Source organism: Paraburkholderia sp. WC7.3g, from assembly GCF_050436345.1.
GTDB lineage: Bacteria > Pseudomonadota > Gammaproteobacteria > Burkholderiales > Burkholderiaceae > Paraburkholderia > Paraburkholderia podalyriae.
In genome coordinates, this window is record NZ_JBNDMA010000002.1 from 2,524,285 (window position 1) to 2,547,051 (window position 22,767).

General features: G+C 64.9%; 22 protein-coding genes and 6 pseudogenes. 7 read left to right on the forward strand and 21 right to left on the reverse strand.

From position 1 onward, the window contains the following. Positions 1–37: 37 nt before the first annotated feature. The gene (locus OKW43_RS22995; protein ID WP_187635305.1) at positions 38–2,566 is read left to right on the forward strand and encodes a penicillin-binding protein 1A; all 2,529 of its coding nucleotides are present in this window, start codon (positions 38–40) and stop codon (positions 2,564–2,566) included. A gap of 55 nt (positions 2,567–2,621) precedes the next feature. Here OKW43_RS22995 and OKW43_RS23000 read toward each other — a convergent pair whose 3' ends face one another. After that, entirely contained in the window at positions 2,622–3,974 is a 1,353-nt protein-coding gene (locus OKW43_RS23000; RefSeq protein WP_429450046.1) for an MFS transporter, read from the reverse strand. Positions 3,975–4,272: 298 nt separating this feature from the next. On the opposite strand from OKW43_RS23000, the gene OKW43_RS23005 reads away from it, so the two are divergent. After that, positions 4,273–4,680, forward strand: a complete 408-nt coding sequence (locus OKW43_RS23005; RefSeq protein WP_429450048.1) for a hypothetical protein — start codon at positions 4,273–4,275, stop codon at positions 4,678–4,680. Between the two features lie 71 nt (positions 4,681–4,751). On the opposite strand, the pseudogene OKW43_RS23010 reads toward OKW43_RS23005, so the two are convergent. From OKW43_RS23010 to OKW43_RS23025, 4 genes and pseudogenes are all read right to left on the reverse strand, one after another. Continuing rightward, a pseudogene (locus OKW43_RS23010) lies at positions 4,752–4,955 on the reverse strand (cupin domain-containing protein); the annotation flags it as partial. A gap of 230 nt (positions 4,956–5,185) precedes the next feature. Then, positions 5,186–5,362, reverse strand: a pseudogene (locus OKW43_RS23015) (NAD(P)H dehydrogenase); the annotation flags it as partial. A 134-nt stretch (positions 5,363–5,496) separates the two neighbouring features. Further along, positions 5,497–6,567, reverse strand: coding sequence for a DNA-binding protein (locus OKW43_RS23020; RefSeq protein WP_429450050.1), 1,071 nt, complete (start codon positions 6,565–6,567; stop codon positions 5,497–5,499). A gap of 234 nt (positions 6,568–6,801) precedes the next feature. Then, positions 6,802–7,248: a dihydroneopterin aldolase gene (locus OKW43_RS23025; protein WP_187635310.1), complete on the reverse strand. Its 447-nt coding sequence runs from the start codon at positions 7,246–7,248 to the stop codon at positions 6,802–6,804. Between the two features lie 267 nt (positions 7,249–7,515). Here OKW43_RS23025 and OKW43_RS23030 point away from each other — a divergent pair, with 267 nt between their 5' ends. Together OKW43_RS23030 and OKW43_RS23035 are read left to right on the forward strand one after the other, a co-directional pair. After that, entirely contained in the window at positions 7,516–8,214 is a 699-nt protein-coding gene (locus OKW43_RS23030) for an NnrU family protein (RefSeq protein WP_187635311.1), read from the forward strand. A 159-nt stretch (positions 8,215–8,373) separates the two neighbouring features. Beyond that, complete coding sequence (locus OKW43_RS23035) at positions 8,374–9,081, forward strand: SDR family NAD(P)-dependent oxidoreductase (RefSeq protein ID WP_187635312.1); 708 nt, start codon at positions 8,374–8,376, stop codon at positions 9,079–9,081. Positions 9,082–9,133: 52 nt separating this feature from the next. On the opposite strand, the pseudogene OKW43_RS23040 reads toward OKW43_RS23035, so the two are convergent. The 6 genes and pseudogenes from OKW43_RS23040 to OKW43_RS23065 form a co-directional block, all read right to left on the reverse strand. Next, positions 9,134–9,460 (reverse strand): annotated as a pseudogene (locus OKW43_RS23040) (TolC family protein); the annotation flags it as partial. Beyond that, a pseudogene (locus OKW43_RS23045) lies at positions 9,458–9,640 on the reverse strand (helix-turn-helix domain-containing protein); the annotation flags it as partial. The pseudogenes OKW43_RS23040 and OKW43_RS23045, both read right to left, overlap by 3 nt. A gap of 12 nt (positions 9,641–9,652) precedes the next feature. After that, entirely contained in the window at positions 9,653–10,768 is a 1,116-nt protein-coding gene (locus OKW43_RS23050; RefSeq protein WP_429450053.1) for an NAD(P)H-dependent flavin oxidoreductase, read from the reverse strand. A 90-nt stretch (positions 10,769–10,858) separates the two neighbouring features. Continuing rightward, positions 10,859–11,080, reverse strand: a pseudogene (locus OKW43_RS23055) (MFS transporter); the annotation flags it as partial. A 12-nt stretch (positions 11,081–11,092) separates the two neighbouring features. Further along, positions 11,093–12,301: a YbfB/YjiJ family MFS transporter gene (locus tag OKW43_RS23060; RefSeq protein ID WP_429450055.1), complete on the reverse strand. Its 1,209-nt coding sequence runs from the start codon at positions 12,299–12,301 to the stop codon at positions 11,093–11,095. 126 nt (positions 12,302–12,427) lie between these two features. Continuing rightward, on the reverse strand, positions 12,428–13,354 hold the full coding sequence (locus OKW43_RS23065; protein WP_429450057.1) for a LysR family transcriptional regulator: 927 nt from the start codon (positions 13,352–13,354) through the stop codon (positions 12,428–12,430). A 178-nt stretch (positions 13,355–13,532) separates the two neighbouring features. On the opposite strand from OKW43_RS23065, the gene OKW43_RS23070 reads away from it, so the two are divergent. Beyond that, positions 13,533–14,129 (forward strand): cytochrome b, encoded by a 597-nt coding sequence (locus OKW43_RS23070; RefSeq protein ID WP_429450059.1) that lies wholly within the window; start codon positions 13,533–13,535, stop codon positions 14,127–14,129. A gap of 82 nt (positions 14,130–14,211) precedes the next feature. Here OKW43_RS23070 and chrA read toward each other — a convergent pair whose 3' ends face one another. Beyond that, positions 14,212–15,453, reverse strand: coding sequence for a chromate efflux transporter (gene chrA, locus OKW43_RS23075; protein WP_429450061.1), 1,242 nt, complete (start codon positions 15,451–15,453; stop codon positions 14,212–14,214). 230 nt (positions 15,454–15,683) lie between these two features. Between chrA and OKW43_RS23080 the strand changes: the two genes are divergently transcribed. Next, complete coding sequence (locus OKW43_RS23080; protein WP_429450063.1) at positions 15,684–15,809, forward strand: hypothetical protein; 126 nt, start codon at positions 15,684–15,686, stop codon at positions 15,807–15,809. A 61-nt stretch (positions 15,810–15,870) separates the two neighbouring features. Here the strand turns inward: OKW43_RS23080 and OKW43_RS23085 are convergent, their stop codons facing one another. From OKW43_RS23085 to OKW43_RS23125, 9 genes and pseudogenes are all read right to left on the reverse strand, one after another. After that, positions 15,871–16,293, reverse strand: a complete 423-nt coding sequence (locus OKW43_RS23085) for a DUF4279 domain-containing protein (protein WP_429450065.1) — start codon at positions 16,291–16,293, stop codon at positions 15,871–15,873. Positions 16,294–16,305: 12 nt separating this feature from the next. After that, the gene (locus OKW43_RS23090; protein ID WP_429450067.1) at positions 16,306–17,085 is read right to left on the reverse strand and encodes a hypothetical protein; all 780 of its coding nucleotides are present in this window, start codon (positions 17,083–17,085) and stop codon (positions 16,306–16,308) included. A gap of 378 nt (positions 17,086–17,463) precedes the next feature. Then, positions 17,464–17,893: pseudogene (locus tag OKW43_RS23095) on the reverse strand (alcohol dehydrogenase); the annotation flags it as partial. Positions 17,894–18,012: 119 nt separating this feature from the next. Then, positions 18,013–18,504, reverse strand: coding sequence for an RES family NAD+ phosphorylase (locus tag OKW43_RS23100; protein ID WP_429450070.1), 492 nt, complete (start codon positions 18,502–18,504; stop codon positions 18,013–18,015). After that, positions 18,501–18,989: a type II RES/Xre toxin-antitoxin system antitoxin gene (gene parS, locus OKW43_RS23105; RefSeq protein ID WP_187635320.1), complete on the reverse strand. Its 489-nt coding sequence runs from the start codon at positions 18,987–18,989 to the stop codon at positions 18,501–18,503. Before parS ends, OKW43_RS23100 begins: the two co-directional genes overlap by 4 nt. Before the next feature lie 93 nt (positions 18,990–19,082). Further along, positions 19,083–19,298, reverse strand: a complete 216-nt coding sequence (locus OKW43_RS23110; RefSeq protein WP_429450072.1) for a hypothetical protein — start codon at positions 19,296–19,298, stop codon at positions 19,083–19,085. Continuing rightward, entirely contained in the window at positions 19,274–19,975 is a 702-nt protein-coding gene (locus OKW43_RS23115; RefSeq protein WP_429450075.1) for an MFS transporter, read from the reverse strand. Before OKW43_RS23115 ends, OKW43_RS23110 begins: the two co-directional genes overlap by 25 nt. Before the next feature lie 94 nt (positions 19,976–20,069). Then, positions 20,070–20,927 carry a helix-turn-helix domain-containing protein gene (locus OKW43_RS23120; RefSeq protein WP_429450077.1) on the reverse strand — a complete coding sequence of 286 codons (858 nt, stop codon included), beginning with the start codon at positions 20,925–20,927 and terminating at the stop codon, positions 20,070–20,072. A 38-nt stretch (positions 20,928–20,965) separates the two neighbouring features. Beyond that, positions 20,966–21,535 (reverse strand): carboxymuconolactone decarboxylase family protein, encoded by a 570-nt coding sequence (locus tag OKW43_RS23125; RefSeq protein ID WP_429450079.1) that lies wholly within the window; start codon positions 21,533–21,535, stop codon positions 20,966–20,968. A gap of 205 nt (positions 21,536–21,740) precedes the next feature. On the opposite strand from OKW43_RS23125, the gene OKW43_RS23130 reads away from it, so the two are divergent. Continuing rightward, positions 21,741–22,757 (forward strand): alcohol dehydrogenase, encoded by a 1,017-nt coding sequence (locus OKW43_RS23130; RefSeq protein WP_429450081.1) that lies wholly within the window; start codon positions 21,741–21,743, stop codon positions 22,755–22,757. Positions 22,758–22,767: the final 10 nt, after the last annotated feature.

The following is a 22,767-nucleotide window of genomic DNA, read 5'->3' on the forward strand; positions in this document are numbered from 1 at the left end:
TTGGTACGATTGCGCCTTTCCCAGCCGACGACAGCACGTGAAGCGCCTCTTTTCTTCCTTTCTGGCGGCCCTCGACAAAGGGCTGACCCTCGCGAATCCGCTGTTCGCGAAGGCCGCGTGGCATCTCCGCCATCCGACCCGCCGCACGTTCGCGGCGGGGCTTGCCGCGCTGCCGGTGCTATTCGTGCTGTACGTGCTGCTGCTGATTCCGTTCACGCCGAGCATCGTCGACATCCGCAAGGCGAAGATCGAGCAGCCCGCGCAGATCCTGTCGGCGGACGGCAAGCTGCTCGCCGAGTTCAAGCCGTCGAACCGCGAGTGGGTCAAGCTCGCGGACATCTCGCCGAACGTCGTGAACGCGCTGATCGCGACCGAGGATCACCGCTTCTATCAGCATTTCGGACTCGACTGGCGGCGCACCGCATCGGCCGCGCTGCACACGTTCTCCGGCGACCGCCAGGGCGGCTCGACGATCACGCAGCAACTCGCGCGCAATCTGTATCCCGACGAAATCGGCCGCGCGCCGACGTTGACGCGCAAGCTGAAGGAAGCGATCACCGCGCTAAAGATCGAGGCGTTCTACACGAAGGACGAGATCCTCGAAACCTACCTGAATACGGTGCCGTTCCTGTACAACGCGTACGGCATCGAGATGGCCGCGCGTACCTATTTCGACAAGTCCGCATCCGACCTGAATGTGCTCGAAGCGGCGACGCTGACCGGCATGCTGAAGGGCAACGCGTACTACAACCCGGTGCTGAATCCCGAGCGCGCATTGCAGCGGCGCAATACGGTGCTCGCGCAGATGGTCAAGTACGGCAAGCTGACGCCCGCCCAGTACGACACACTCTCGCGCAAGCCGTTGCGCCTCGACTTCGAGCGTCAGATCGAGCCGCCCGGACCCGCGCCGCATTTCACGCAGCAGCTGCGCAAATGGCTCGTCGCGTGGGCCGATCGCAACGACTACAACATCTATTCCGATGGGCTCGTCGTGCGCACGACGATCGACTCGCGTCTGCAAACGATGGCGACCCAGGCGGTCACGCTGCAGGGCAACCAGTTGCAGAACATCGCGAATTCGGCGTGGGGCACGCGCGCGGGCTGCCCGGCGGACAAGGACCTGCTGCGCACGTTCCTGCGCGAAACGCCTGAGTTCCGCGCGGCGAAAGACACGGGCCTCGCCGACGACGACGCGCTGCAACGCCTGCTCGCCGACCGCAAGCTCGTGCAGAGCGTCTGCGATACGAAGACGCGCGTGCAGGCCGACTTCCTCGCGATGGACCCGCGCACCGGCGAAATCAAGGCGTGGGTCGGCAGCCGCGACTTTGGCGTTGATCCGTTCGATCATGTGCAGCAGGCGCGGCGTCAGCCGGGTTCGACCTTCAAGCCGTTCGTCTACGCGGCGGCCTTCGAGGCCGGTGCGAAGCCGGACGACACATTGCCCGACAATCCGGTCCAGATCGAACTGGCCGGCGGCGAAATCTGGAAGCCGAACGACGAGGACGAGCCGAGCGGTCGCATGATCAGCCTGCGCGACGCGCTCGCCTATTCGCGCAACCGCATTACCGCGCAGGTGATGGAGTCGGTCGGTCCGAACAAGGTCGCGAAGCTCGCCCGCGCGATGGGTGTGCGCGACAGCCAGCTCGACCCGGTGCCGTCGCTCGCGCTCGGCACGAGCCCGGTGACGCTGAAGGAAATGGTGTCGGCATACGGCACCATCGCTAACCTCGGCAGCTACGTCGAGCCGCTGATGGTCACGCGCATCGAGGACCGCAACGGCAACGTGCTCGCCGAATTCAAGCCGGCCGCGCCGAAACGCGAACTGCCCGCCGACACGGCGCGCACGCTCGTCGACGTGATGCGCGACGTGGTCAGCCGCGGCACCGGCGCGAGCATCCGCACGCGCTTCGGCGTGCGCGGCGATGTCGCGGGCAAGACCGGCACGACCCAGGGCAACGCGGATGGCTGGTTCATCCTGATGCAGCCGCAACTGGTGGCGGGGGCCTGGGTCGGCTTCAACGACAGCCGCGTGACACTGCGCAGCGACTACTGGGGGCAGGGGGCGCATAGCGCGCTGCCGATCGTCGGCGACTTCTTCCAGCGCGCCCAGCGCTCGCGGCTCGTCGACAGCCACGTGAAGTTCGACACCGCCCAGCAGCCGGGCTGGTTCGCGCAGCGCGCGGAACGCTTGCGCGACTGGATCGAGCACCTGTTCACGCGCGCGCCGGCGCAGCCGGACAGGCAGGTCGTCGCGCGTGCTCCGGCGCGGCGCGCGCCGGTGGCGTCGACACAGCCGGCGACGTCTGCCGTGGCCGCACCGGCGGCGGTGCCGGAGGCAGCGGGCGCGTCAGTGGTGCAGGGCGAAGCACGCGCGTTACCGCCGTTGCTGCCGGCGCCCGGGTCGGAATCGGCTCCCACGCCGGCGCCCGGTCATGCCGTCGACGGTGAAACGCATGGCGGCGGTGCGGCAGCGCTCGCGCCGACTCCGACGCCAGACGACGTCGTGCCGCCCGATGCTGGCGCTGCGGGCGGCGAAGAGTCGAATAACGGGAGCGGGGCGAACTGAACGCGACCCGGGCGCGTTGCCCGGGTGCATCTTGAACGAGGATGAGCCGAAAGCGCTAAGACTTCGCGATGCCCGCTTCACCCGTTGGGCGCTGATGCGGATTGCCATGCACCGTCTCGAGCGACGTGTCGTGATGCAGCAGCAACACCGCCGCCATCCCGATGAGCCCCGCGCCCGAGAGGCATAGCAGCCCGGCGCCGAAGCCGCCGGTGCTGTCCTTGATCCAGCCCATCGCGAACGGCCCGAAGAAGCCCGCCAGATTGCCGAGCGAATTGATCGCGGCGATGCCGCCCGCGGCCGCCGCGCCCGACAGGAACGCGGCCGGCAGGGTCCAGATCACCGGCAGGCAACCGAAGATGCCGAAGCCGGCAATCGATAGCGCGATCATCTTCTGCACCGGATCATCGAGCCCGGCCGCGGCCGCGATGCCCGCCGCCGCGATGAACAGCGCAATCGCGACGTGCCAGCGGCGTTCCAGATGGCGATCCGAATGCCGTCCCCACACAATCATGCTGACGAGGCCGACCACGTACGGCAGCGACGTCACGAAACCGGTCTGCAGATTGGTGAGGCCGAACGCTTTCACGATCTGCGGCAAGAAGAAGCTCAGGCCATAGTTGGTTGCGTTCGCCCCGAAATAGATCAGCGCGATCGCGAGCACGCGCGGATTGATCAGCGCCTCCTTCACGCTGAAGTGGCGCACCGCCTCGCGATGCTCACGCTCCTGCTTCTGGCGCGCGATCAGCCAGTCGCGCTCGTCGGTGCTGAGCCAGCTGGCGTCGGCGGGCTTGTCGGTCAGATACAACAGCACCGCGAGCGACAGCAGTACCGCTGGCAGCGCCTCGATCAGATACAGCCACTGCCAGCCGCCGAGTCCGCCGCGGCCATCGAGCGACAGCAGCGCGCCGGAGATCGGTCCGCCGATCACCGTCGACAGAGGAATCGCCGCCATGAAGTAGCCGACCACGCGTCCGCGATACGCGGCCGGAAACCACAAGGTCAGCAGAAAGATGATGCCGGGGAAAAAGCCGGCCTCGGCGACGCCAAGCAGAATGCGCAGGCCGAAAAATACGTGCGCGGACGAGAGCCCGGTGAAGCGCGCGATGTCCGGGATGAACGCCATCGCGCCCGCGAGAATGCCCCACGTGAACATGATCCGCGCGATCCAGCGGCGCGCGCCGAATCGTTCCAGCAGCAGGTTCGACGGCACTTCGAAAAAGAAGTACGCGAGGAAGAACACGCCCGCGCCGAAGCCGAACGCGCTCGCGGACAGATCGAGCGCCTGGTTCATCTGCAGGGCCGCGAAGCCGACGTTCACGCGATCGAGATAGGCGATGAAATAGCACAGCATCAGGAACGGCACGAGCCGGACCGTGACGCGGCGCATGGTGCGTACTTCGAGATCCATATATACGTCTCCTCCGGTTCGGCGACCGGTGTATGCCGCTATGTTGTGGGGGCTGCTTGCGGTTCGCTATGCCTGTGAGCGCAAAAGGCATCGTTACAGACTAGGCGCTGAAAAGCGATTCGGGAAGTCCCTTTATGAACCATATGGTCCGCTCATCGCCGACGTTGGCAGGGCGTCGCGCTGCCATCCATTGTTAAGAGGCACGCAACAGTGTTTTCGGTTGTATCGGCTGATCTTGCGCGAACGATTCCGGATAATTACTGCCTGACTATCCGGTTAAAAATGCAGGTGTTCCACGATGTCGAGTCAAGGTTTGGACAGTGTTGCCGAGGCGCGCAAAACGGCGCGGCTACTTGAAGCTGCGTGCGTTGCGCAGGCAGAAAGCACAGAAAGGAAGAGGGCGGCGCTGCTCGCGCGCATGCGCGCGGTGGCCGCGGTGGCGCTTGCGTGCGCGAGTGTGGTCGGATGCGCGTCGAGCACGGACGTGGTCGCGAGCGGCAAGCCCGGCACCTACACGGTGGCCGCCAGCGCGACCGGCGGACGCATGGCGTGGGCGCGCGCGCACGAACTCGCGATGAACGAAGCACGCGACTACTGCGAGCGCCGCGGCATGCGCAGCAGCGTGAGTACGGAAACCGTCAGCGGCGTCAGCGTGATGACCGAGCACGAGTCGTCGGTCAGTTTCGAGTGTCATCCGCGGTTCTGATGCAGCGTTCGCGCGGATCGTTGCAGTTGCATCGATGCGGGCGGGCGGCGAGTGCCGCCGTTCCATCACGATTACTTTTTATCGAACGTCACGAGCTGTGGGTCGTTCGTATCCGCGACGAAAATCGCGAGCAGTTTTGCCGGCTCGGTCGTGCTCGCGTTCTCGCTGACCCTGTGATGCGCGCCGGGCTTCTCGGTCCACGATTCGCCCGCATGGTAGATGCGCTCGGCGCCGTTATCGACACGGCTGCGGATCGCGCCCGACAGCACATAGCTCGCCTCGCCGGTGTCGGCGGCATCGGCGGGCTCCAACGTGCCCGCGATCGCGGCGCCGGCCAGCAACGCCGACGCGAACAGTGTGCGGATCGTGCTCATGGCGTCACTCCTCGTCAGCCTGACACAGCACCTCGGCTTCGCGGTTCGCCGCGCGTGCGCCTTTTGCCCACTGCGCGGCCAACTCTCCACGCGCACGCGTTACGCGGACCGGCGTGACTTATCTGAACGCGGAAGGTCGCGATCGCCAACGGCTTGGTGACGTGCGCAGGCGTGTCGAGTGTCACGTCCAGATAGTCGAGCTCGAAGTCGACGCGTTCTTCGCGCAGACGCTCAAGAAAATAGCGGGCGAGTGCGCGGGAATTGGATCGCTCGCGCTTTGCGCTGGCGTCGACGTGCATGATCTTCATGTTATCCGTCCTCGCGGTGGGTTTGACATGAGATCAGGTTAGTCGCTCGACTGGCTTGGTGGAGAACCGGTTTCGTGGAGTTTAAGGTAACCACTTTGCGATTCGTGTCGTGGCACGCCAGGACGTCGCGTGCCTCAATCTTCGCGTGATTTTGTGTTGGACGAACGTTTGATGAACGGTGCGCCTGAGAAACCCGCCGTCGCGCGGGCTTGCGCGGACGATTTTTCGCGGGCGCGGCGGGCAGGGCGCGCGGATGCTTTTTCTGTTCGCGCCGCCTCCAGCTGCCGTGACAGCGTGTCGATACGCTGGCGCAACAGGTCGGACGCCGCCACGCGTTCGGCCAGCGCCGCATCCTTTTGCGCGAGCTGCGTTCGAGTCGCGGCATGCTGTGCAGCGCAGGCGGCCAGTTCCGATTTCGATGCGGCCAATTCGTCGCGCAACGCGTCGCGCTCGGTCCGCGATTTGGCTTCGAGCGCCGCCGCCCGCTCCTGACTTGCCTGAAGCTCCTTGCGCAGACGCTGTGCCGCGGCCCGCTCACTGTCGATTTCGAGCAAGGCGCGCATTTCCGCCGCGGCGAGCCGCTGCTCGTTTTGCTCGTGCGAGCGGCGCAGCTTCGCGAGTTCGTCGGCGAAATCGCGCCGGGCATCGGCGAGCGCGGCGCCTGCGGCCGCGATTTCTTCCTTCGATGCGGCCAATTGAGCCGTCAACATGTCGTTGGCGGTCTGCAACTCGACGATGCGCGCCTCGAGCCCAGCCATCCGTGCACGCGCGGTTGCGGCATCGCTGGCCGCCTGTTCGGCGTGGGCAACGGCCTGCTGGCGCTGCATGTCGCTTTGCGCTGCCTGTTCTCGCGCCGCGGCGATTTGCGCGTCGGCGTCGTGTCTGAATACGTCGAGCGCGGCGGTCGCGGCGTCGCTCGACAGACGCCACATTTGCGCCGCGAACTCGCCGGCGGCCGCTGCGACCTCCTGCGGCAAATCCGGGCGGCCGACGTCGATACGCGTTTTGTCCCGCACGTCGGTCCAGAAATCGCGCAACGCTTTGGCCGGCGCGCTCATGCTGCCTTTGCGCACCAATTGATACAGGCGGTTCGCGGTCGGGGTTTCGCCGTAGCGGAAAAACAGCAGCGCGCAAACCTCGCGATAGAGCGATTGCGTGTCCGATGCGTTTTGGCGGGCGATTTCGATGTCGGATTCGAGGGTCATGGCGGGCGCGGCTGCATGCGTGGTGATGTGTTGATAATACAACGTAAAACGCTATATGTGCTACATACGACCGCCTCAAACACGACATTAGTACTATAATGTCGTGTTAATAGTTTGAGTCTCTCGATCCGTCGGTTTGCCGGCGTTTGCTGCGCTAACAAACTGGCAACGCCAATGCGCGCCCAAAAAATGGACGGCCGAGACCGTCCACGCGCCGGTCCGACTCGCGCACATTCAGCGTTGCGCGGCGCCGCGCCACAGCAGATAGTCCGCGCGCGTCCAATCGAGCGTGACACCTACGCAACGCGTGCCGGGCCGGATTTTCGGCTTGTGTGCGCTAAGCGTCAGCGTCTCAAGGGCGGGCCATTGCCGAAACGAGAGTTCCGCAATGTCCGCGACCAGCGTTTCAAGCAGGCGCGTATGCGGTTTATGGGCGAGAAAGTCTGCGATGCGCGTGCAATACCCGTCGTAGTCGATCCATCCGTTCGCTTCGCTCGGCGCAGCACCGTAGCCGAGCCGCGCGTCGATCACGATTGCCTGTGGCGCACCGTGTTCGTGTGGATGAATGCCGACCCTTGCCGGCACGGCCAGCGCTTCGATGAATACGCTCCAGCCGCGCCCTCGTTGCGACTCCAGCGCTACTGCGAGCGCCATGCCAAACGGTTCTTCGACAGGTTTCATGATGTCAGCGGCTCCCCCGCGTCAATAATCGCGGACTACCGCCAGTACACCAAAGCGCAACACCGGTCGATAGAATAAAAGCGGCATCAGCGATGGACGCCGCCGCCACCGCGATGCGACGCTGACGGGAAGCCGTTGACCGGATCGCGGACTCGACGCAGTTGTTTCGACTTGCGCGATCCGGCGTGATCATTTCGTCGCCCCACCCGACGTAGTATTCTCCATTGCACACGGTCGACCGATCATCTGACTTGAGGAGCCGGGCCAATGGGAAGCATCGACATACTTGTCGTGGCGGCATTCGCTTTTGTCGGCAGTCACTTTCTGCTGTCCCATCCGTTGCGGGCCGGTATGGTCCATGCGATCGGCGAACGGGGCGCGATGGGCGTCTATTCGCTGATTGCGATACTCACGTTCGGCTGGATGGTCATGGCTTACGACAGGACGCCCGTCTCCGCACCGCTATGGCCGGCAGGCGACGCGCTGTGGGCGGTCGTGACCGTGCTGATGCTGATCGCGTCGATCCTGCTGATGGGCTCGCTGATCCGCAACCCCGCCTTGCCCACCGTTGGCCGGGGCGCCGCGTTTCCCGACGCGGCGCGCGGCGTGTACGCGGTCACTCGTCACCCGATGATGTGGTCGTTCGCGCTTTGGGGACTGTGCCATGTCGCTGTGTTCCCGGTCACCCGGAACATCGTCCTTGCCGCGGCGATCATCATCCTCGCACTGGTCGGTGCCGCGTTACAGGACCGCAAGAAACGCCGGCTGCAACCGGATCTGTGGCCCGTATGGGAATCGAAGACCAGCTATCTGCCGTTCGCGGCAATCGCCGCCGGCCGCGCGCGGCTCGGCGGGTTCGGCATGCACGCGCTGGCGGGCGGCCTCGTTTTCTGGCTCGTGGCGACCTGGGCGCATATCCCGCTCGCCGGTTGGCCCGCGGGTATCTGGCGCTGGCTGTGGTTCTAGCCGCCGGCGTCGCCGGCGCCGTGATTTGTTCTCGTGACGCAAGACTCTTTGTCCACGGTGTGTGTTCGAAGCCGAGGCGGATGCGCCTACAGTGGCCTGCATCGGATCCATCGGTTCGAACGGCCAGCAGGCCGAGTCCATCATACCGTGAGGCAAACCATGAGCACTTCAAAGGTCGTCATCGTCACCGGCGCTTCGCAAGGCATCGGCGCTGAAACCGCCAAAGCGTTCCGCGCGCAGGGTCATCGCGTCGTCGCCACCGCTCGTTCCATCGCACCGACGGTTGAGGCCGACCATGTCGCCGTGGCCGGCGACATCGGCGAGGCCGCCACCGCACGCCGCGTGGTCGACGCTGCCATCGAGCACTTCGGACGCGTCGATACGCTCGTGAACAACGCGGGCATTTTCATCGCGAAGCCGTTCACGCAGTACACCGCCGAAGACTACGCGGCGCTGCTGAACGTGAACCTGAACGGCTTCTTCCACATCACCCAGTACGCGATCCAGGCGATGCAGAAGCATGGCAGCGGCCACGTGGTCACCGTGACCACGACGCTCGCGGAAAAGGCGAGCAGCCACGTGCCGTCGGTGCTCGCGGCGCTCACGAAGGGCGGTCTGAATGCCGCGACCCGCTCGCTCGCGATCGAATACGCGCGCGCCGGTATCCGTGCCAACGCGGTGTCGCCTGGGGTGATCAAGTCGCCGATGCATCCGGTCGAATCGCACGCGACGCTCGCCGGCTTGCATCCGGTCGGACGCATGGGCGAGATGAGCGACATCGTCAATGCGATCCTCTATCTCGACTCGGCACCGTTCGTGACCGGCGAGATCCTGCATGTGGACGGTGGCCAGAGCGCAGGTCAGTAAGCGCGCCGATGTCGCTCCCGGTCAACGCCCGCACTCACGACGCAGAACGTCGTCAGTGCGGGTATCCGCACATTAAGCGCGTGATCAGCTTCGCGCGCTCGACATCGCGCTCAAAGGAGCCGACCATGTCCGTCCGACAGAAACTCGCCGAACTCGCTCTCGAACTGCCCTCCCCGCCGCCTTTGCTCTTCTGCAGATTGCTCTGCGCTTCGAGCAATTGCCGCTGCACGTTCAGCACGTCGAGATAGTCGAGAGCGCCCGCCTCGTAGCGTTCCCGCGCGACCGCGAGAGCGCGCTCGTTCATGCTGACGGCAGTGGTCAGCCGATCGCGGCGACGTTGTTCGGCATCGTAGGTGACGAGCGCATCGTCCACTTCCCGCCGCGTCGTGCGCACGAACAGGCGCACGCCGAGCCGTTCCTCGAGCCGCGCCACTGAGCGGCTCACGGCCGCCGGCATGACGCTCGCGGCATTGGCCGCCAGCGTAAAGCTTCCGAGCTCCGCCGCGAGGCAGAAAAGCTCGATGCTGCCCAGCAGCAGATCGTCGAATTTGCGTTGCATGAGCTCGGCTGCTCAATTCCACACCGATTGCAGCCGCTCGATACTTTCACGCGTCTCGCGTTCCAGCTGCGCGATCAGTTCCCCCGCGGGCAATGAACGCGCAAGCGGCGCGGCCTGCCCCGCCCATTGCGCGTCGTAGCCGAACTCCCCCTTGGCCTTGGCGGCCGCATTGAGCGCCTTGCCCGCGTGATAGGCAATCGGATAGGACGGTGTGCGCGGGGCCCGCGGGTCTTCGCCGAGCGCGGTGAAGCGATTGACGATGCTGCGCGCGAGGCGCCCCGAAATGGCCGAGGTCAACGTCGTCGAGCGCGCCGCATCGCTGAGCAACGCGCGGCGATAATCGTCGTCGATCGAGGTTTCCGGACACGCGACGAACGCCGTGCCCAATTGCGCCGCCTGTGCGCCCAGCGCGAGCGCGGCCGCGATGCCCGCGCCGTCCATGATGCCGCCCGCCGCGATCACGGGCACGTCGAACTCACTCACCAGCAGGCGCGTCAGCGCGAACGTGCCGAGGCGCTCGTCGCGCCCGGTCGTGTCGAACACGCCGCGATGGCCGCCCGCTTCGATGCCTTGGGCGACGATCGCATCGACCCCCGCCTCGACGGCCGCGGTCGCTTCGTCGAGATTGGTCGCGCTCGCCAGCAAACGGATGCCGGCGTGCTTGAGTTGCGCGATCACCGCATCGGGCGGCAAGCCGAAATGGAAGCTCACGACGGCCGGCTTCTCCGCGAGCAGCATCGCCTGCATCGCCGTATCGACGACGAAGCTCGTGTATATCTCGGACAGCGCTTGCGGCGGCGCCGCGCCGTATTGCCGGAACACCGGTTCGAGCCAATCGAGCCAGGCACGTTCGATGGCGGCATCGGGCGTGGCCGGGCGATGGCAGAACACGTTGACGTTGAACGGCCGCGTTGTCAGTTCACGCGTCTGGTGGATCGCGCGGCGCGCATTCTCCGCGCTCATCGCGGCAACGCCGAGCGAGCCGAGACCTCCCGCGTTCGACACCGCGGCGGCCAGCGCCGGCGTGGTGACGCCGGCCATGGGCGCCTGAATGATCGGCTTGCGGATGCCGAGCGCGCGCAGCAACGCGCGATTGTCCGCTTGAGTATTGTCCGCTTGAGTGCTCATGTTTCCTTCCCCACCGGATGCGTTAAAGGTTCAATGTGCCCGACAGCTTGCCAGCTTGCCAGCGTGTCAGGCCCCAGCGCGCCGGTGCGCCCAGCGCGCGAAGCCGCCGCAAGCGGCGCCGAGGCGCGCGGCCGTCAGCATGCTCCCGAGCGCCGAGCATGCCATAACCACGCCCGCCACGCGCGCAACATGCGCCGCACCGACGCCAAGGCCGCCGATTTACACGGAGATGATCGGCTCGATCGACATATTGGCGAGCAGCACCATCATCGCGGTCACGAGCCGCGCGGCCACCACCGTGTAGTTGGCGCGGCGCACGGGCGCTCATTTCACTCTGCTTGCGGACACAAGATCGACGACGAGCGCAAGCAACAGCGCGACTGCGCCGATCACGAAAAGCATCTGATAATTGCCGCCGCTCGACGAGAACACGAACGAAAGACCGTAGGCCGCTATCGCCTGCATCACGGCAAAGCTCGTCGTCGCGCGGCTCCACGCATCCTTGACGGCGGACGGATGGTGCGCAAGCAATTCGTTCACGCGGCCGAGCGCTAGCGGCACGATGCCCGGCGTGAATGCGCCCACGAGCAAGGCCGAGACCATCAGCCCCGCCGGCCCGAACCAGCCCACGGCCGGGATCGCGACCGCAACGACCTGCGCCAGATACGCGACGCGCAGCGCGCGCCCGAAGCCCGCGCGATCGGCGAGATGGCCCGCCGCGAGCGGTCCGACGATCGCGCCCAGGCCGTACAGCACCCAGAATTCGGCGCCCGCATCGACGCCGCGACCGAGCCCGCGCGCGACGAAATCGACGAGAAAGAGCATGTGCGGGACGAGCCCCACGGCGTTCAGGCCATATTCGGCATACAGCGCGCGCAGGCCAGCGCGCGGATAGGCAGGCGCTGTTTCGAAGCGCAAGCGCGCATCGGCATGCGCGGGCGCGGCGTGCTCGGGCCAGCCGTTCCACGCCACCAAGGTCAGCGCGAGCGAAACGGCCGCGAGCCCGAGCCACGTCCAGGCGAGCCCCTGACGCAACAGAATCGGCACGATCGTGCCCGAGGCCGCGATGCCGAGCCCGATGCCCGTGAAGATGCCGCCGCTCGCGAAGCCCCGGCGCGCCGCCGGCACGTGCGCAAGGATGGTGGGCGCGGCGAGCACCATGAGCGCGCCGCCCGCGATCCCCGAGACGAGGCGCCAGACGAAAAACCACAGGAACGACACGGGCGCCGCGCAGGCCACGAAGGCGACGGTCGCGAGCAGCATCATCGCGCGCATCACGGTGGCGGGTTTCGCCACGCGCACCATCGCGCCCGCCAGCAGCGCGCCGGCCAGATAGCCACCGAGGTTCGCCGCGCCCAGATAAGCCGCGCTCGTGGCGGGAAACCAGTGCGCGCCGATGATGGCCGGCAACAGCGGCGTATAGGCAAAACGCGCGAGACCGATGCCGATGAGACTCGCGCTGGCCCCGGCGAGCGTGCCCCGCCAGACGTTGTAGCCGGCCGGAGCGGTCGGATTCGAGACGGCTTGCTGCATGATGACTCCCCTCTACCAAGGCTGTTAAGCACCTGATGAATATGGGAGCCAGTCTAGCTCGAGTCGCAGCCCGGGAGAATCGCCGCGCTGCGTAAGTCATTCTTCCGCGCGGCGGACGAATCAGCGTCAGTCGGCGTCGGTGATGTGCTGGGTTCGCTCGAAATAGTCGCGCAGCAGCGGCGTGGCGAAATCGACGAAACTGCGCACCTTCGGCACTGAAAGGCGCCCGTGCGGCATCACCAGGTTGACGGGCAGCGGCGCATGCTCGCTGTCGCGCAGCACGATTTTCAGCGCACCGGCCTTGACCTGCTCGGCCACGTGATAAGAGAAAAGCCGCGTGACGCCATGCCCGGCCACGGCGGAAGCCAGCGCCGCGCGGATCGTATTGACGATGAAGCGCGGCGTGAACCGCACGACCTGCGGCAGCGCCGTTTGACGCGCCGCCGGAAAGCTCCACGAGTCGAGCCCGAAATGCGTCATCGAAATGATCGGATGGCTGGCGAGATCGGCGGGCGCCACGATGGGCGGATGCGTGGCGAGATAGTCGGGCGAAGCGACCACCACCCGCCTCACCTCGCCCACCGGAACGGCGACGAGCGTCGAGTCCTGCAGATGGGCGATGCGCAACGCTACGTCGATGCCCTCGTCGATCAGGCTGACGGGCCGGTCGAGCAGATGCAGGCGGATCGACGCCTGAGGGTGGCGATCGAGAAACGAATCGACGATCGGGCGCAGCACCTGCTCGCCCACCGCCACCGCCGCCGTCACGCCGAGCAGGCCGCGCGGCGCGGAGCGTTCGTCGGCTGCGAGCAGATCCGCCTCCTCGAGATCCGCGAGGATGCGCCGGCACGCCAGCGCGTAGCGCTCGCCCGCCTCGCTTAGCCGGATCGTGCGCGTGGTGCGGTACAGGAGCGGCGTGCCGGTGTGCGTCTCCAGAAACGCGATGGCCCGGCTCACCGCCGCCGGTGAACGGCCCAGCCGGCGGCCTGCACCCGCGAGACTTCCCTCGTCGAGCGTGGCGACGAATACCTTCATGGCGTCGATACGGTCCATTGCGCGTTTCGTTTTGAAATCTTTCTGGTCGGTGGATCCCGCGACGATCTTAGCGGATACCGGGCCACGCAATCGTGAGACTTAACGTGGCGATGGCGCCAGGCTTGTCCTACCCTTAGGCAATGGTTCACCAGATCCCGGTACGCTCCATTGGCGCTCATTCTGTTCGATCGACCCGATGACCAAGCTCAAACATTCATCCGCGACCGCGACGGCAACGCGAATCGCCGCCGGCGATGACCGCACGCAATACGACTCTTTCTCGATCCTGCTGCATTGGATCACGGTGATTCTGGTGTTGGCACAATTCGGTCTGGCCCACACCTGGGGATTTGCGCCAAAGCCCACGCGCCACCTGATGATCGTCGGCCACATGTCGTTTGGAATATTGCTGTCGGCGGTGTTGATCGTGCGCATTGCGTGGCGTCTGGTACCCGGACGTCAAAGTCCCGCTGTTGGCGCGGGGTGGATCGAGCTGGCCGCGAAAGGCGTCCACTATCTTCTGTATGCGCTGCTGATCGGTGAAGCGGTACTGGGTTTCGCGCTGCGATGGTCCGGCAACGAATCGATGAGCTTTTTCGGCGTGGAGATCCCCTCTCCGTTCGCGCCGACCAGTAAGGCGACCCATCATGCGATTGGCGAGGCTCATGACTTCGTCGGCTGGGCCATCATCGTCATCGCGGCGGGACATGCCGCCGCCGCGCTGTTTCATCACTATGTGCTGGGCGATGACGTGCTCAAGCGCATGCTGCCCGGAAAACCGGGCGACGCGTAAGCCGCTCATTGGCCGGCCCGCGCTCAGCCGATCGACAGACGATGCACATCGGTGCTTTTGAAGGGCGCGCGCAATTCGCGCGTCAGACGTGGTGCAGCACCGTTTGCGCCACGCCGGCGGCGACACACAGCACGACGAGCGCAAGCGGCGGCGCTTTCCAGCGCATCAACAGCAAAAAGCCGATGCACGCCACGGCGAAATCCGTCGGCGACAAGACCGCGCTCGTCCACACCGGGGAATAAAGCGCGGCGGCCAACAGGCCGACCACGGCCGCATTGACGCCGGCAAGCGCCGCCGACATCGCCGCACGCGCGCGCAGCGTTTGCCACCACGGCAACGCGGCGACGACGAGCAGCAGACCCGGCAGAAAAATGCCCAGTATCGCCAGCAGTGCGCCACTCCAGTGTCTCGGCGGGAGCGTCATCATCCAGCCGAGAAACGCCGCGAACGCAAACAGCGGTCCCGGCACGGCCTGGGCCGCGCCATAGCCGGCGAGGAAGTCGTTGGGCGCGACCCATCCTGTCGCGACGGTTTCACGTTGCAACAACGGCAGCACCACATGCCCGCCTCCGAACACGAGCGCACCGGAGCGATAGAACGCATCGAACAGGCGGATGCCTTGCGAGGCCCCGCTTGCCGCCCACAGCGGCAACGCAAACAGCAGCGTGCAAAAGACCATCAGCGCGGCGGTGCCGGCCGTGCGCGACACCTGAAAGTCGCCGGCCCGTCGCGCAGCGGGGCGTGGCGCTTGCGCTGGCGTCGTCCGGCACAGCGCGACACCGAGCACGGCGCCGGCGGCGATCGCGATCAGTTGCGCGTAGGCGGTGGCCAGCAGACTCAGCAATCCGAGCGACGCGAGCGCGATCGCCGCGCGGCGGCGGTCCGGACACAGACGGCGCGCCATGTCCCAGACAGCCTGCGCCACGACGGCCACCGCGACGAGTTTCAGGCCATGAATCACGCCCGTGCCGAGCGCTCCGCGCAGATCGGGGGCGATTGCGGCAAAGGCCAGCATCACGAGTACCGACGGCAGCGTAAAGCCGCACCACGCGGCAAGGCCCCCGGCCCACCCCGCCCGCAGCAGCCCGATCGAAAATCCCGTCTGGCTGCTCGCGGGTCCAGGCAGAAATTGGCACAGGCCGACCAGATCGGTGAAGGCTTCGTCGTCGAGCCAGTGCCGACGCTCGACGAACTCGCGCCGGAAGTAGCCGATGTGAGCGATCGGGCCGCCGAAGCTGGTCAGCCCGAGTTTCAGAAATACGATGAACACCTCGATAACGCGCGCGAGCCGTGAGCGGGGCGACGACGACAAATCAGTATCCATGGATGCGCGGGTTCCAGCGATGTCGACTTCGGCAGGCCTCGTGTTTGACGACGCACAGTATAGAGGTCCGCGGCGCGTGACATCCAGAGCCCTATACGAGTCATGCGCGCAGCCGCCCCGCTGCTTCTGGCAGACACTGCCATCGACGGCATGGCCGACTGCGAAGCACTCGTCGACGAAGCACGCGCCGACCGGCCCGCTTCTGGGCGCGGCTCGCGCAAGCATCTGAGTTGGCGCCGGCCCTTCACGAAGTTGCTGGACAGATCGAACGCACCGTGCTGCCGATCGCTGCGAAACCCGCGCTCGCCGAAATGGAAACGGTCAGCGCCGCGGTGGTGACGCGTTTCGCGGAATGATTGCGCGCATTCGCGGTGCTATGTTCATTCGCGCGTTTTCGAATGTATTTCACCCGCGTCGTTAATCGCGGTACTCGTCAATCTCGATAGTCCCGCCCAGGGCTTCCATCATCGTGCGGATATCCTCCGGGATATCTGGTACACGGTCGCCGCTCTCGTTATCCCAATAGCAAAAAAAACGCATCTGCGCACCGGTGCGCCTGAGCAGTTCCGGTAAATCCGATCGGGGTAGCGCCAAGCGTTCGATTAGATAGCGAAGGTGTGGCGTCAGAACGTCACTGTCGACATCATCTTTGCTATCGACACTCCATAGGCTGATTCGTGCTGCGAATTTGCTTTTCTGGCCCGACGGTGTAGCAGGGAATTGCCCTTTTACACGCTGCATGTCAGGGGTGACACCAAAATAGTTCGTCCAGAATTCAGGCGGCTCAACCTCCTGATAGATCGTAAATGATGCGTATGCGAGTTGATGTTTGACCGTCATTGTGAAATTCCATTAAGGCGCGTAGGAGTGCATGTTGTCGACGATTACTCCCTTGAATTCAACACCTCCATCGTCGTGCCAGATTACGTTGTCGTCACCGCGCAATTGATTCGCCCGCTTCATCGTATGAATCATGTTTCCAAAGAGCTTCCGCTCGTAACCAAGCATTTTGGCTGCGTAATTTTCCTTGACTGTGCTGTCCGCAAGCTGTTCAACGTCATCGCTCAGTGCCTCCGGCCTGTATTCGAACTGCTTTGCATTGCCGAGATTCTGCGGCACGCGCGGGCTGTTGCCATATCGCGAGCTTGCCATGTCCGCGTCGGCCGGTTGTTGCGCGCGCGCGGTAGTGGGCCGCGAAGCCTTTTCCCGCTGCTCCCGTATCGCCTGCACGCACTTGCGCATCTCGTCCCGCTCAGGGACGAAGATCAGGCTACCGTCCTTCACTCCGTTGTACAGGGCTTTGGCAACCTCATGGTCTTTCACCCTGTACATATGAACGCGAATGTCACTTCGACCAAGCATATCGCGCAGTTCGTGCGACTGGTGGCACAGCAGCATGGATGGCGCGTGCCGCAGCCACGCTGCAAGGGCCTCCTTCATGCCTTCCTCGAGATCGTCGCGTCGTTCGCGGGGCGCGCTGGCCGGCATTGCAAAATGAAGCCACCGGACCACATCAAACATCCAGGGAGACTGGATGTGAAGGTATTGCGACTTGCGAACGCTCCGCGAGAAGAAATGTCCGCGTGTCCCGTCACGGACATTGTGGTCAGCATCGAGAAAAAGCGAAGTCATCGTGCCTCACAGTCAATTGAAGAGGCTCGATTGTGCAACAGGACACCATCCCAAAAAACCCCTGACTTCACCACGTCCCCGGGACGGATACCACTTGTGGCGCGCACGTCCCAGCACGATCCCGATCACTATTTTCGACTTGCCTAGCTGAAGCGGTGCGGCTTTCTATCTCACTGAGCTTTCCGCCCGGCAGAACTCCCGGCTGCTTGCGCCGCGCCCGCACGTTCGTGCACGGCCCGTTCGACGAGCGCGCGAATGCGCCCGGTCAGACTGTCGCGCAGCGCCCGCGTGCTGTGCCTTGCCGACGCGGCTCACGCTCAGACCCGCATCCGCGCGACGAGGCCGATCCATGCCTCCGCTGCGAACCGCTTACGACGCTTATGACGCCTCGATCAACACCTTCAACGCGCGCGTGCTCGCGGCGCTCGAAAATGTTTCGTAAGCCGAAAGGATATCGTCGAGCCGGAATCGATGCGTGATCAGACACGTGGGATCGATCCGCCCGCCTTGACCGTCTTCATCAGCATCGGTGTACTGACGGTATCGACGAAACGCGTCGTGATCGCGATGTTGCGGTCCCACAGCTTGTCCAGGTGCAGATCGCACTTGACGCCATGCACGCGGTCGCGCCGAAGCGCTGCGCGACCTCGAGCCGGTTCGCATCGGGGTCGATCATGATGATCTGCGCCGGTGAGTAGAACTGCGCGGTCAATAGCGCCGCGAGCCCGATCGGTCCGGCGCCGACGATCGCCACCGTGCAGCCCGGCTGAACTTTGCCGTTGAGCACGCCGCATTCGAAGCCGGTCGGCCCCCTCGACCAGGTCGTGTGATGCGTCGGCGAGCGGTCGCGGAAACGTAATGCGTCAGGCGCTTACATCACGAGCCCCGTCGTGACGGGCGGCTTGATCTGGGTCAAACATCGACGGATCAGGCTCTTTTCATGAGCCGGTGATCGTATGACCACTTTTCGTGCTTCGTGACTTTCAGCTTCGAGATGTCTGGATGCCCGGGATTCACCAGCACGTTCAGTTCACGGGGAACGATCACCGACGGAACGACGGCCAGCGCGCTCGCCTTCGATCGAACCCACTGCTCCCCAACATCGAGGCTGACCATGCCCGCCGGCAACGCGTCCCAGCCCACGTGTGTGCTCGGGTCCACCAGCGACACCGTTTTGCGCCAGACAGCCGGCGGCACGGCAATCGAGATCAGGTAACGGTTCAACGGCAGATCACCGAACTTCAGATGGACCAGCGTCTCGAGGCAGGCAAGCGCGATGCTGCCGGCCGTATAAAGCAAAGGCGTTCCCGGACGGTTCCATCGACCGCCCGTGATCTTCGCCCCCACCCCTGTCATGTCGTCGGCCGCATAGCCGGGTGTGTCGGTTCCAATACGCCACAGCGTCGCGCCGCCCGTCAAGCGTAGGCTCCGCTTTGCGCCATGGCGAGAAGCCGCGAAACCAGTTCCCGTCCTTCCGCGGTGTCCATGAATTCCGCCGGCCGCTGACCGCCCAGCGCCGGTAATGGCTCATCGAGCCAGCGTCCCAGCCAGTGCGCGGCGTCGAACCCCTCGGGATCGCCCGACTCCTCGACCATAGCCTGCACCTGGCCAATGAGTCTCGCCATCGCCACGACTCGCTCGCTCTGCTCTGACGACAGATTTTCGCCGGCCTTCTGCTTGCGGTCGATGGTCGTCACCGATAACCCGAGCGTCTTGCCGAGCTGCTCGCGGCTACGGTCCATCTGCCTCGCGATGACACCGAATGTTTCGGGCTTTACACCTGACTTGATGATAGCGATCCGGAAGGTCGGATCCACCCGGAAGATGCTGGTAAACGCAGCCGGATCGACATGGGCACTGCCGCCATAACCTAGAAAAACCCGTACTTTCACCGTGTCACTCATAAGCCCTCCACTTGATGAATTATATTACCTCAAATGGATGGACCATGGCGATGCGGCGTCTGCGTTCGCTGAACGCGCGCCCCGCCGGACACGCTACGAAAACAACGCCGACGCGTCGATGTCGGCCATTTTCTCCAACTCGTCGCGGCGCGTATCGCAGGCTCGCCTGATCGTCGCGCCCTGGGTGACCCACACGGCCAGCGAGATCAGCGCGAGGCTACCGAGCGCGACGAACGCCGTTGGGTACCCGAAGCGGCTCGCGAGCCATCCGCCCAGCAGGAGACTCAGGCAGCCGCCCGCGGCTCCCACGCTCGGATGCTGTGCGCGCGCACCTGCGATCGATCCGTGTCGTCCTCATGCGCAAGGCCGCGAGCATAATGCCGATGCACCGCGCGCGCAGGAATCAGCAACACGGATGCAATGCATGCGAGGCCGAAGGCCGCCCCAAGCGCAAACACCCAGACGATACCGAGCCACCAGCCGATCGCGCCGGACAAGGCGGCCGCCGCAATGTTGCCGGCATGGTTGGCCACCTGGTTGCGACCGTATTGCCGGTCGAAGTTTCTCCGGCCGGTCATGCCAAGTGACAGTCCCATCAGCGCGGTGCCCATGACCGAGCCCGCTACTGCGGTCGCGATCTGCGCGAACGCGATCGGCCAGTAACCGCGAGACAGCCCGATCACGCACGCGGCAGCGACCGTCAGCCCCGTCGGCATCTGCACGCCCTGAAAATAGAACATGTGCTTCGCGCCGCGCGGCAGGTCGTCGACGTCGAGCGCATTGATCACCTTCTTGCCGTCGATCACGTCGCCCGTGTAGAGCGTTCGCTGACGCGCGCCGGTTGCCGCGCCGGCGGCAGGCGCATTCGCGCCCTGCGCATGGGCAGGGCCGACCTGCGTGACGAGCGCGGTCGATGCCCCGACCAGCGCCATTGCCGTTTTCATGAAGTCGCGTCGATCGACACCGTCTTTCGGTTGATTGCGCATGATGAGGGCTCCTGATGTTGTTCGCTTGCATTGCCTGCTCTGGCTGCATCGAACCCTACGAAAATAGCATGCGAGACACGCGGTTCAACGCCATTCACGAATAATCGACCCGGGACGCATGCGTCGCAAGCAGATGCTGATGACGCGCTTCGGTGGCATCGTCGGCGGGGAACATGCATTCGATGCGCAGCTCCTGGGCGGCCACGTTTTGCGGCGCACCCACGGTCGTGACCATCGAGAAGTAGCGCAGCACCGCGCCCCCGCTGACAAAGCCTAGTGGAATCATCGGCATCGTCGCGTGCGTCGTAGAAGAGCCATGATGCGTTTTCCAGTCGCGCGGCACGTCGGGATACGCGAGCAGTTCATCGAGCAGGCGCTTCGTGTTGTCGCCGACCACACGACCGACCGACTCGCGATACACCCGTTGCAGCAGGCTTCGCGCGACCTCCTCCCAATCGGCGACGAACGGACGCATCCCGCGCGGATCGAACATCAGATGCAGCATGTTGCGCGGGCCTTCACGCGCGGCCATGTCGATGAAACAGTTGAAGAAGCGCGGCGCCGCGTCGTTGGTCATCAGCACATTCCAGTCGCGGTCCATCACGAGCGCCGGATACGGCTCATGCTGACGCACGACCCGTTCGAGCGCGCGAACCACGCTGTGCATTTCCTGCGCATTCCAGGGTGTTTCCGAATAGATCGGCGCGTAACCGGCGGCGAGCAGCAGCGCATTGCGCTCGCGCAGCGGCACGTCCAGGGTCTGTGCGAGCGTCAGCAGCGTGTCGCGGCCCGGCACGCTGCGCCCGCTTTCGATGAAGCTGATCTGCCGCTGCGAGATACCAGCATCGAGCGACAGATTGAGCTGACTCACGCCGCGCACGTCACGCCAATAGCGCAACAGACTGCCGAGATCGCCCGGCTGCACTTTCGGATCGTGACTCGTGACGTTCATCGTGTTTTCCCTCCTCTTGATGCCCGATCAGGACTGCTTTAGCGCATCGGTGTGGGCGTGGGCGCATGCCACGCAAATTCCCCGAACTGCGTTTCGAGCGGCGGCTCGGTCACGCTGCCGGTGTAGTTCGTGATCGTCGATGCGGCGACCACCGCAATCACCTCGAGAATCTGCTCGGCGCTGAAGCCTGCCGCGATGAAGCGTTGCCGGTCCTCGTCGTTGAGGCGGCCGCGCTTGTCGATCAGCGAGCGCGCGAGCGTCGACAGCGCCGCGAGCCTCGCGTCGTCGGGCAAGCCGCCGTGGCGGATCGCCTCGACATCGGCGCGGCGCAGTCCCGCATTCAAGCCGAGCGCGGTATGAAACGCGACCGCCCATTCGCTGGCGTTCGTGACGGCGTTGGTGAGCAGCACCGTCTGGATCTCCGGCTCCGTCAGACTGCTCGCATGCACGCGCTCGAACAGGCCGATGAAGCCGTTGATCAGCACCGGCGAAGCCGCCATCGTAGCCGCGATGTTCGGAATCAGGCCGAACGCCTGCTGCAGTTTCTGGAGCACGGGTTTCGACTGCGCGGGAGCGGACTCGATCGTGTGAACGGGATAACTGGACATGGTATCTCCTTGACGTGTGCGCCATCGGATCGACGGCGCGGTAGTCGAAGAGTAGGGGCAGCCATGCGGCGCGCCAATTACATCGCATGTCATCGCCATACGCTATGCGGCGGCGGCTTCTTTGTGGCCAGCCGTGTGGACGCGGCCTATCATGATTGGGTTCGTTCCCCTCTTGCCCCGTTCGTCACTGGAAAGGAAGAACATCATGCCCTCGATGAAAGCAGTCGAAGTGAAACAGGCCGGTGGCCGGCTCGAACTGGTCGAGCGCGATGTGCCCGAGCCGGGGTCGGGTCACGTGCGCATCAGGATTCATGCTTGCGGCATCTGTCATAGCGATGTGATGACCAAGGAAGGCCTGTGGCCGGGGCTGAGCTATCCGCGCGTACCCGGGCACGAGATCGCGGGCGTGATCGATTCGGTCGGTGCGAGTGTCGAAGGCTGGCAGGTCGGCCAGCGTGTCGGGGTCGGCTGGCACGGCGGGCATTGCGGCAAATGCGAACGCTGCCGCCAGGGCGATTTCGTGCTGTGCCAGTACGCGCTGATTCCCGGCATCAGCTACGACGGCGGTTACGCCGAATACATGGTGGCGCCGGTCGAAGCGCTCGCGCGCATTCCCGACGACCTGTCCGATGTCGATGCCGCTCCGCTGCTGTGCGCGGGCATCACGACCTTCAACGCGATACGCAATAGCGGCGCGCGCGCCGGTGACGTCGTCGCGATTCTCGGCGTCGGCGGCCTCGGTCATCTCGGCGTGCAGTTCGCGCGCAAGATGGGCTTTCGCACCGTGGCGATCGCGCGCGGTCAGGACAAGGCCCCGCTCGCGCAGCAACTGGGTGCGCATCACTACATCGACAGCAAAACGGAGAACGTCGCCGAGGCGCTGCAGGCCCTGGGCGGCGCGAAGCTGATACTCGCCACGGTGACGAGCGGCAAGGCGATGAGCGCCGCGCTCGGCGGTCTCGGTCTGAACGGCAAGCTGTTGATGGTCGGCGTCTCCGAAGAGCCGGTCGAAGTGCCGATCGCGCAATTCATCATGGGACGCAACTCGGTGCAAGGCTGGCCCTCGGGCACGTCGGCCGATTCACAGGACACGCTCGCGTTCAGCGCGCTAAGCGGCGTCAAGCCGATGATCGAGCAGTATCCGCTCGCCGAGGCGGCGCGGGCCTTCGACCGGATGATGAGCGGACATGCGCGTTTCAGGGTGGTGCTGAAGATGGGCTGAGTCGATCAGT

Excerpts from the sequence above, each read along its gene's own strand:
- OKW43_RS23115 (WP_429450075.1), bottom strand. The coding sequence starts at position 19,975 with ATGCGCAATCAACCGAAAGACGGTGTCGATCGACGCGACTTCATGAAA.
- OKW43_RS23130 (WP_429450081.1), top strand. The coding sequence starts at position 21,741 with ATGCCCTCGATGAAAGCAGTCGAAGTGAAACAGGCCGGTGGCCGGCTC.
- OKW43_RS23090 (WP_429450067.1), bottom strand. The coding sequence starts at position 17,085 with ATGACTTCGCTTTTTCTCGATGCTGACCACAATGTCCGTGACGGGACA.
- OKW43_RS23025 (WP_187635310.1), bottom strand. The coding sequence starts at position 7,248 with ATGAAACCTGTCGAAGAACCGTTTGGCATGGCGCTCGCAGTAGCGCTG.
- OKW43_RS23020 (WP_429450050.1), bottom strand. The coding sequence starts at position 6,567 with ATGACCCTCGAATCCGACATCGAAATCGCCCGCCAAAACGCATCGGAC.
- OKW43_RS23120 (WP_429450077.1), bottom strand. The coding sequence starts at position 20,927 with ATGAACGTCACGAGTCACGATCCGAAAGTGCAGCCGGGCGATCTCGGC.
- OKW43_RS23035 (WP_187635312.1), top strand. The coding sequence starts at position 8,374 with ATGAGCACTTCAAAGGTCGTCATCGTCACCGGCGCTTCGCAAGGCATC.
- OKW43_RS23085 (WP_429450065.1), bottom strand. The coding sequence starts at position 16,293 with ATGACGGTCAAACATCAACTCGCATACGCATCATTTACGATCTATCAG.
- OKW43_RS23070 (WP_429450059.1), top strand. The coding sequence starts at position 13,533 with ATGACCAAGCTCAAACATTCATCCGCGACCGCGACGGCAACGCGAATC.
- OKW43_RS23050 (WP_429450053.1), bottom strand. The coding sequence starts at position 10,768 with ATGAGCACTCAAGCGGACAATACTCAAGCGGACAATCGCGCGTTGCTG.
- parS (WP_187635320.1), bottom strand. The coding sequence starts at position 18,989 with ATGAGTGACACGGTGAAAGTACGGGTTTTTCTAGGTTATGGCGGCAGT.
- chrA (WP_429450061.1), bottom strand. The coding sequence starts at position 15,453 with ATGGATACTGATTTGTCGTCGTCGCCCCGCTCACGGCTCGCGCGCGTT.
- OKW43_RS23060 (WP_429450055.1), bottom strand. The coding sequence starts at position 12,301 with ATGCAGCAAGCCGTCTCGAATCCGACCGCTCCGGCCGGCTACAACGTC.
- OKW43_RS23030 (WP_187635311.1), top strand. The coding sequence starts at position 7,516 with ATGGGAAGCATCGACATACTTGTCGTGGCGGCATTCGCTTTTGTCGGC.
- OKW43_RS23005 (WP_429450048.1), top strand. The coding sequence starts at position 4,273 with ATGTCGAGTCAAGGTTTGGACAGTGTTGCCGAGGCGCGCAAAACGGCG.
- OKW43_RS23000 (WP_429450046.1), bottom strand. The coding sequence starts at position 3,974 with ATGGATCTCGAAGTACGCACCATGCGCCGCGTCACGGTCCGGCTCGTG.
- OKW43_RS23065 (WP_429450057.1), bottom strand. The coding sequence starts at position 13,354 with ATGGACCGTATCGACGCCATGAAGGTATTCGTCGCCACGCTCGACGAG.
- OKW43_RS23125 (WP_429450079.1), bottom strand. The coding sequence starts at position 21,535 with ATGTCCAGTTATCCCGTTCACACGATCGAGTCCGCTCCCGCGCAGTCG.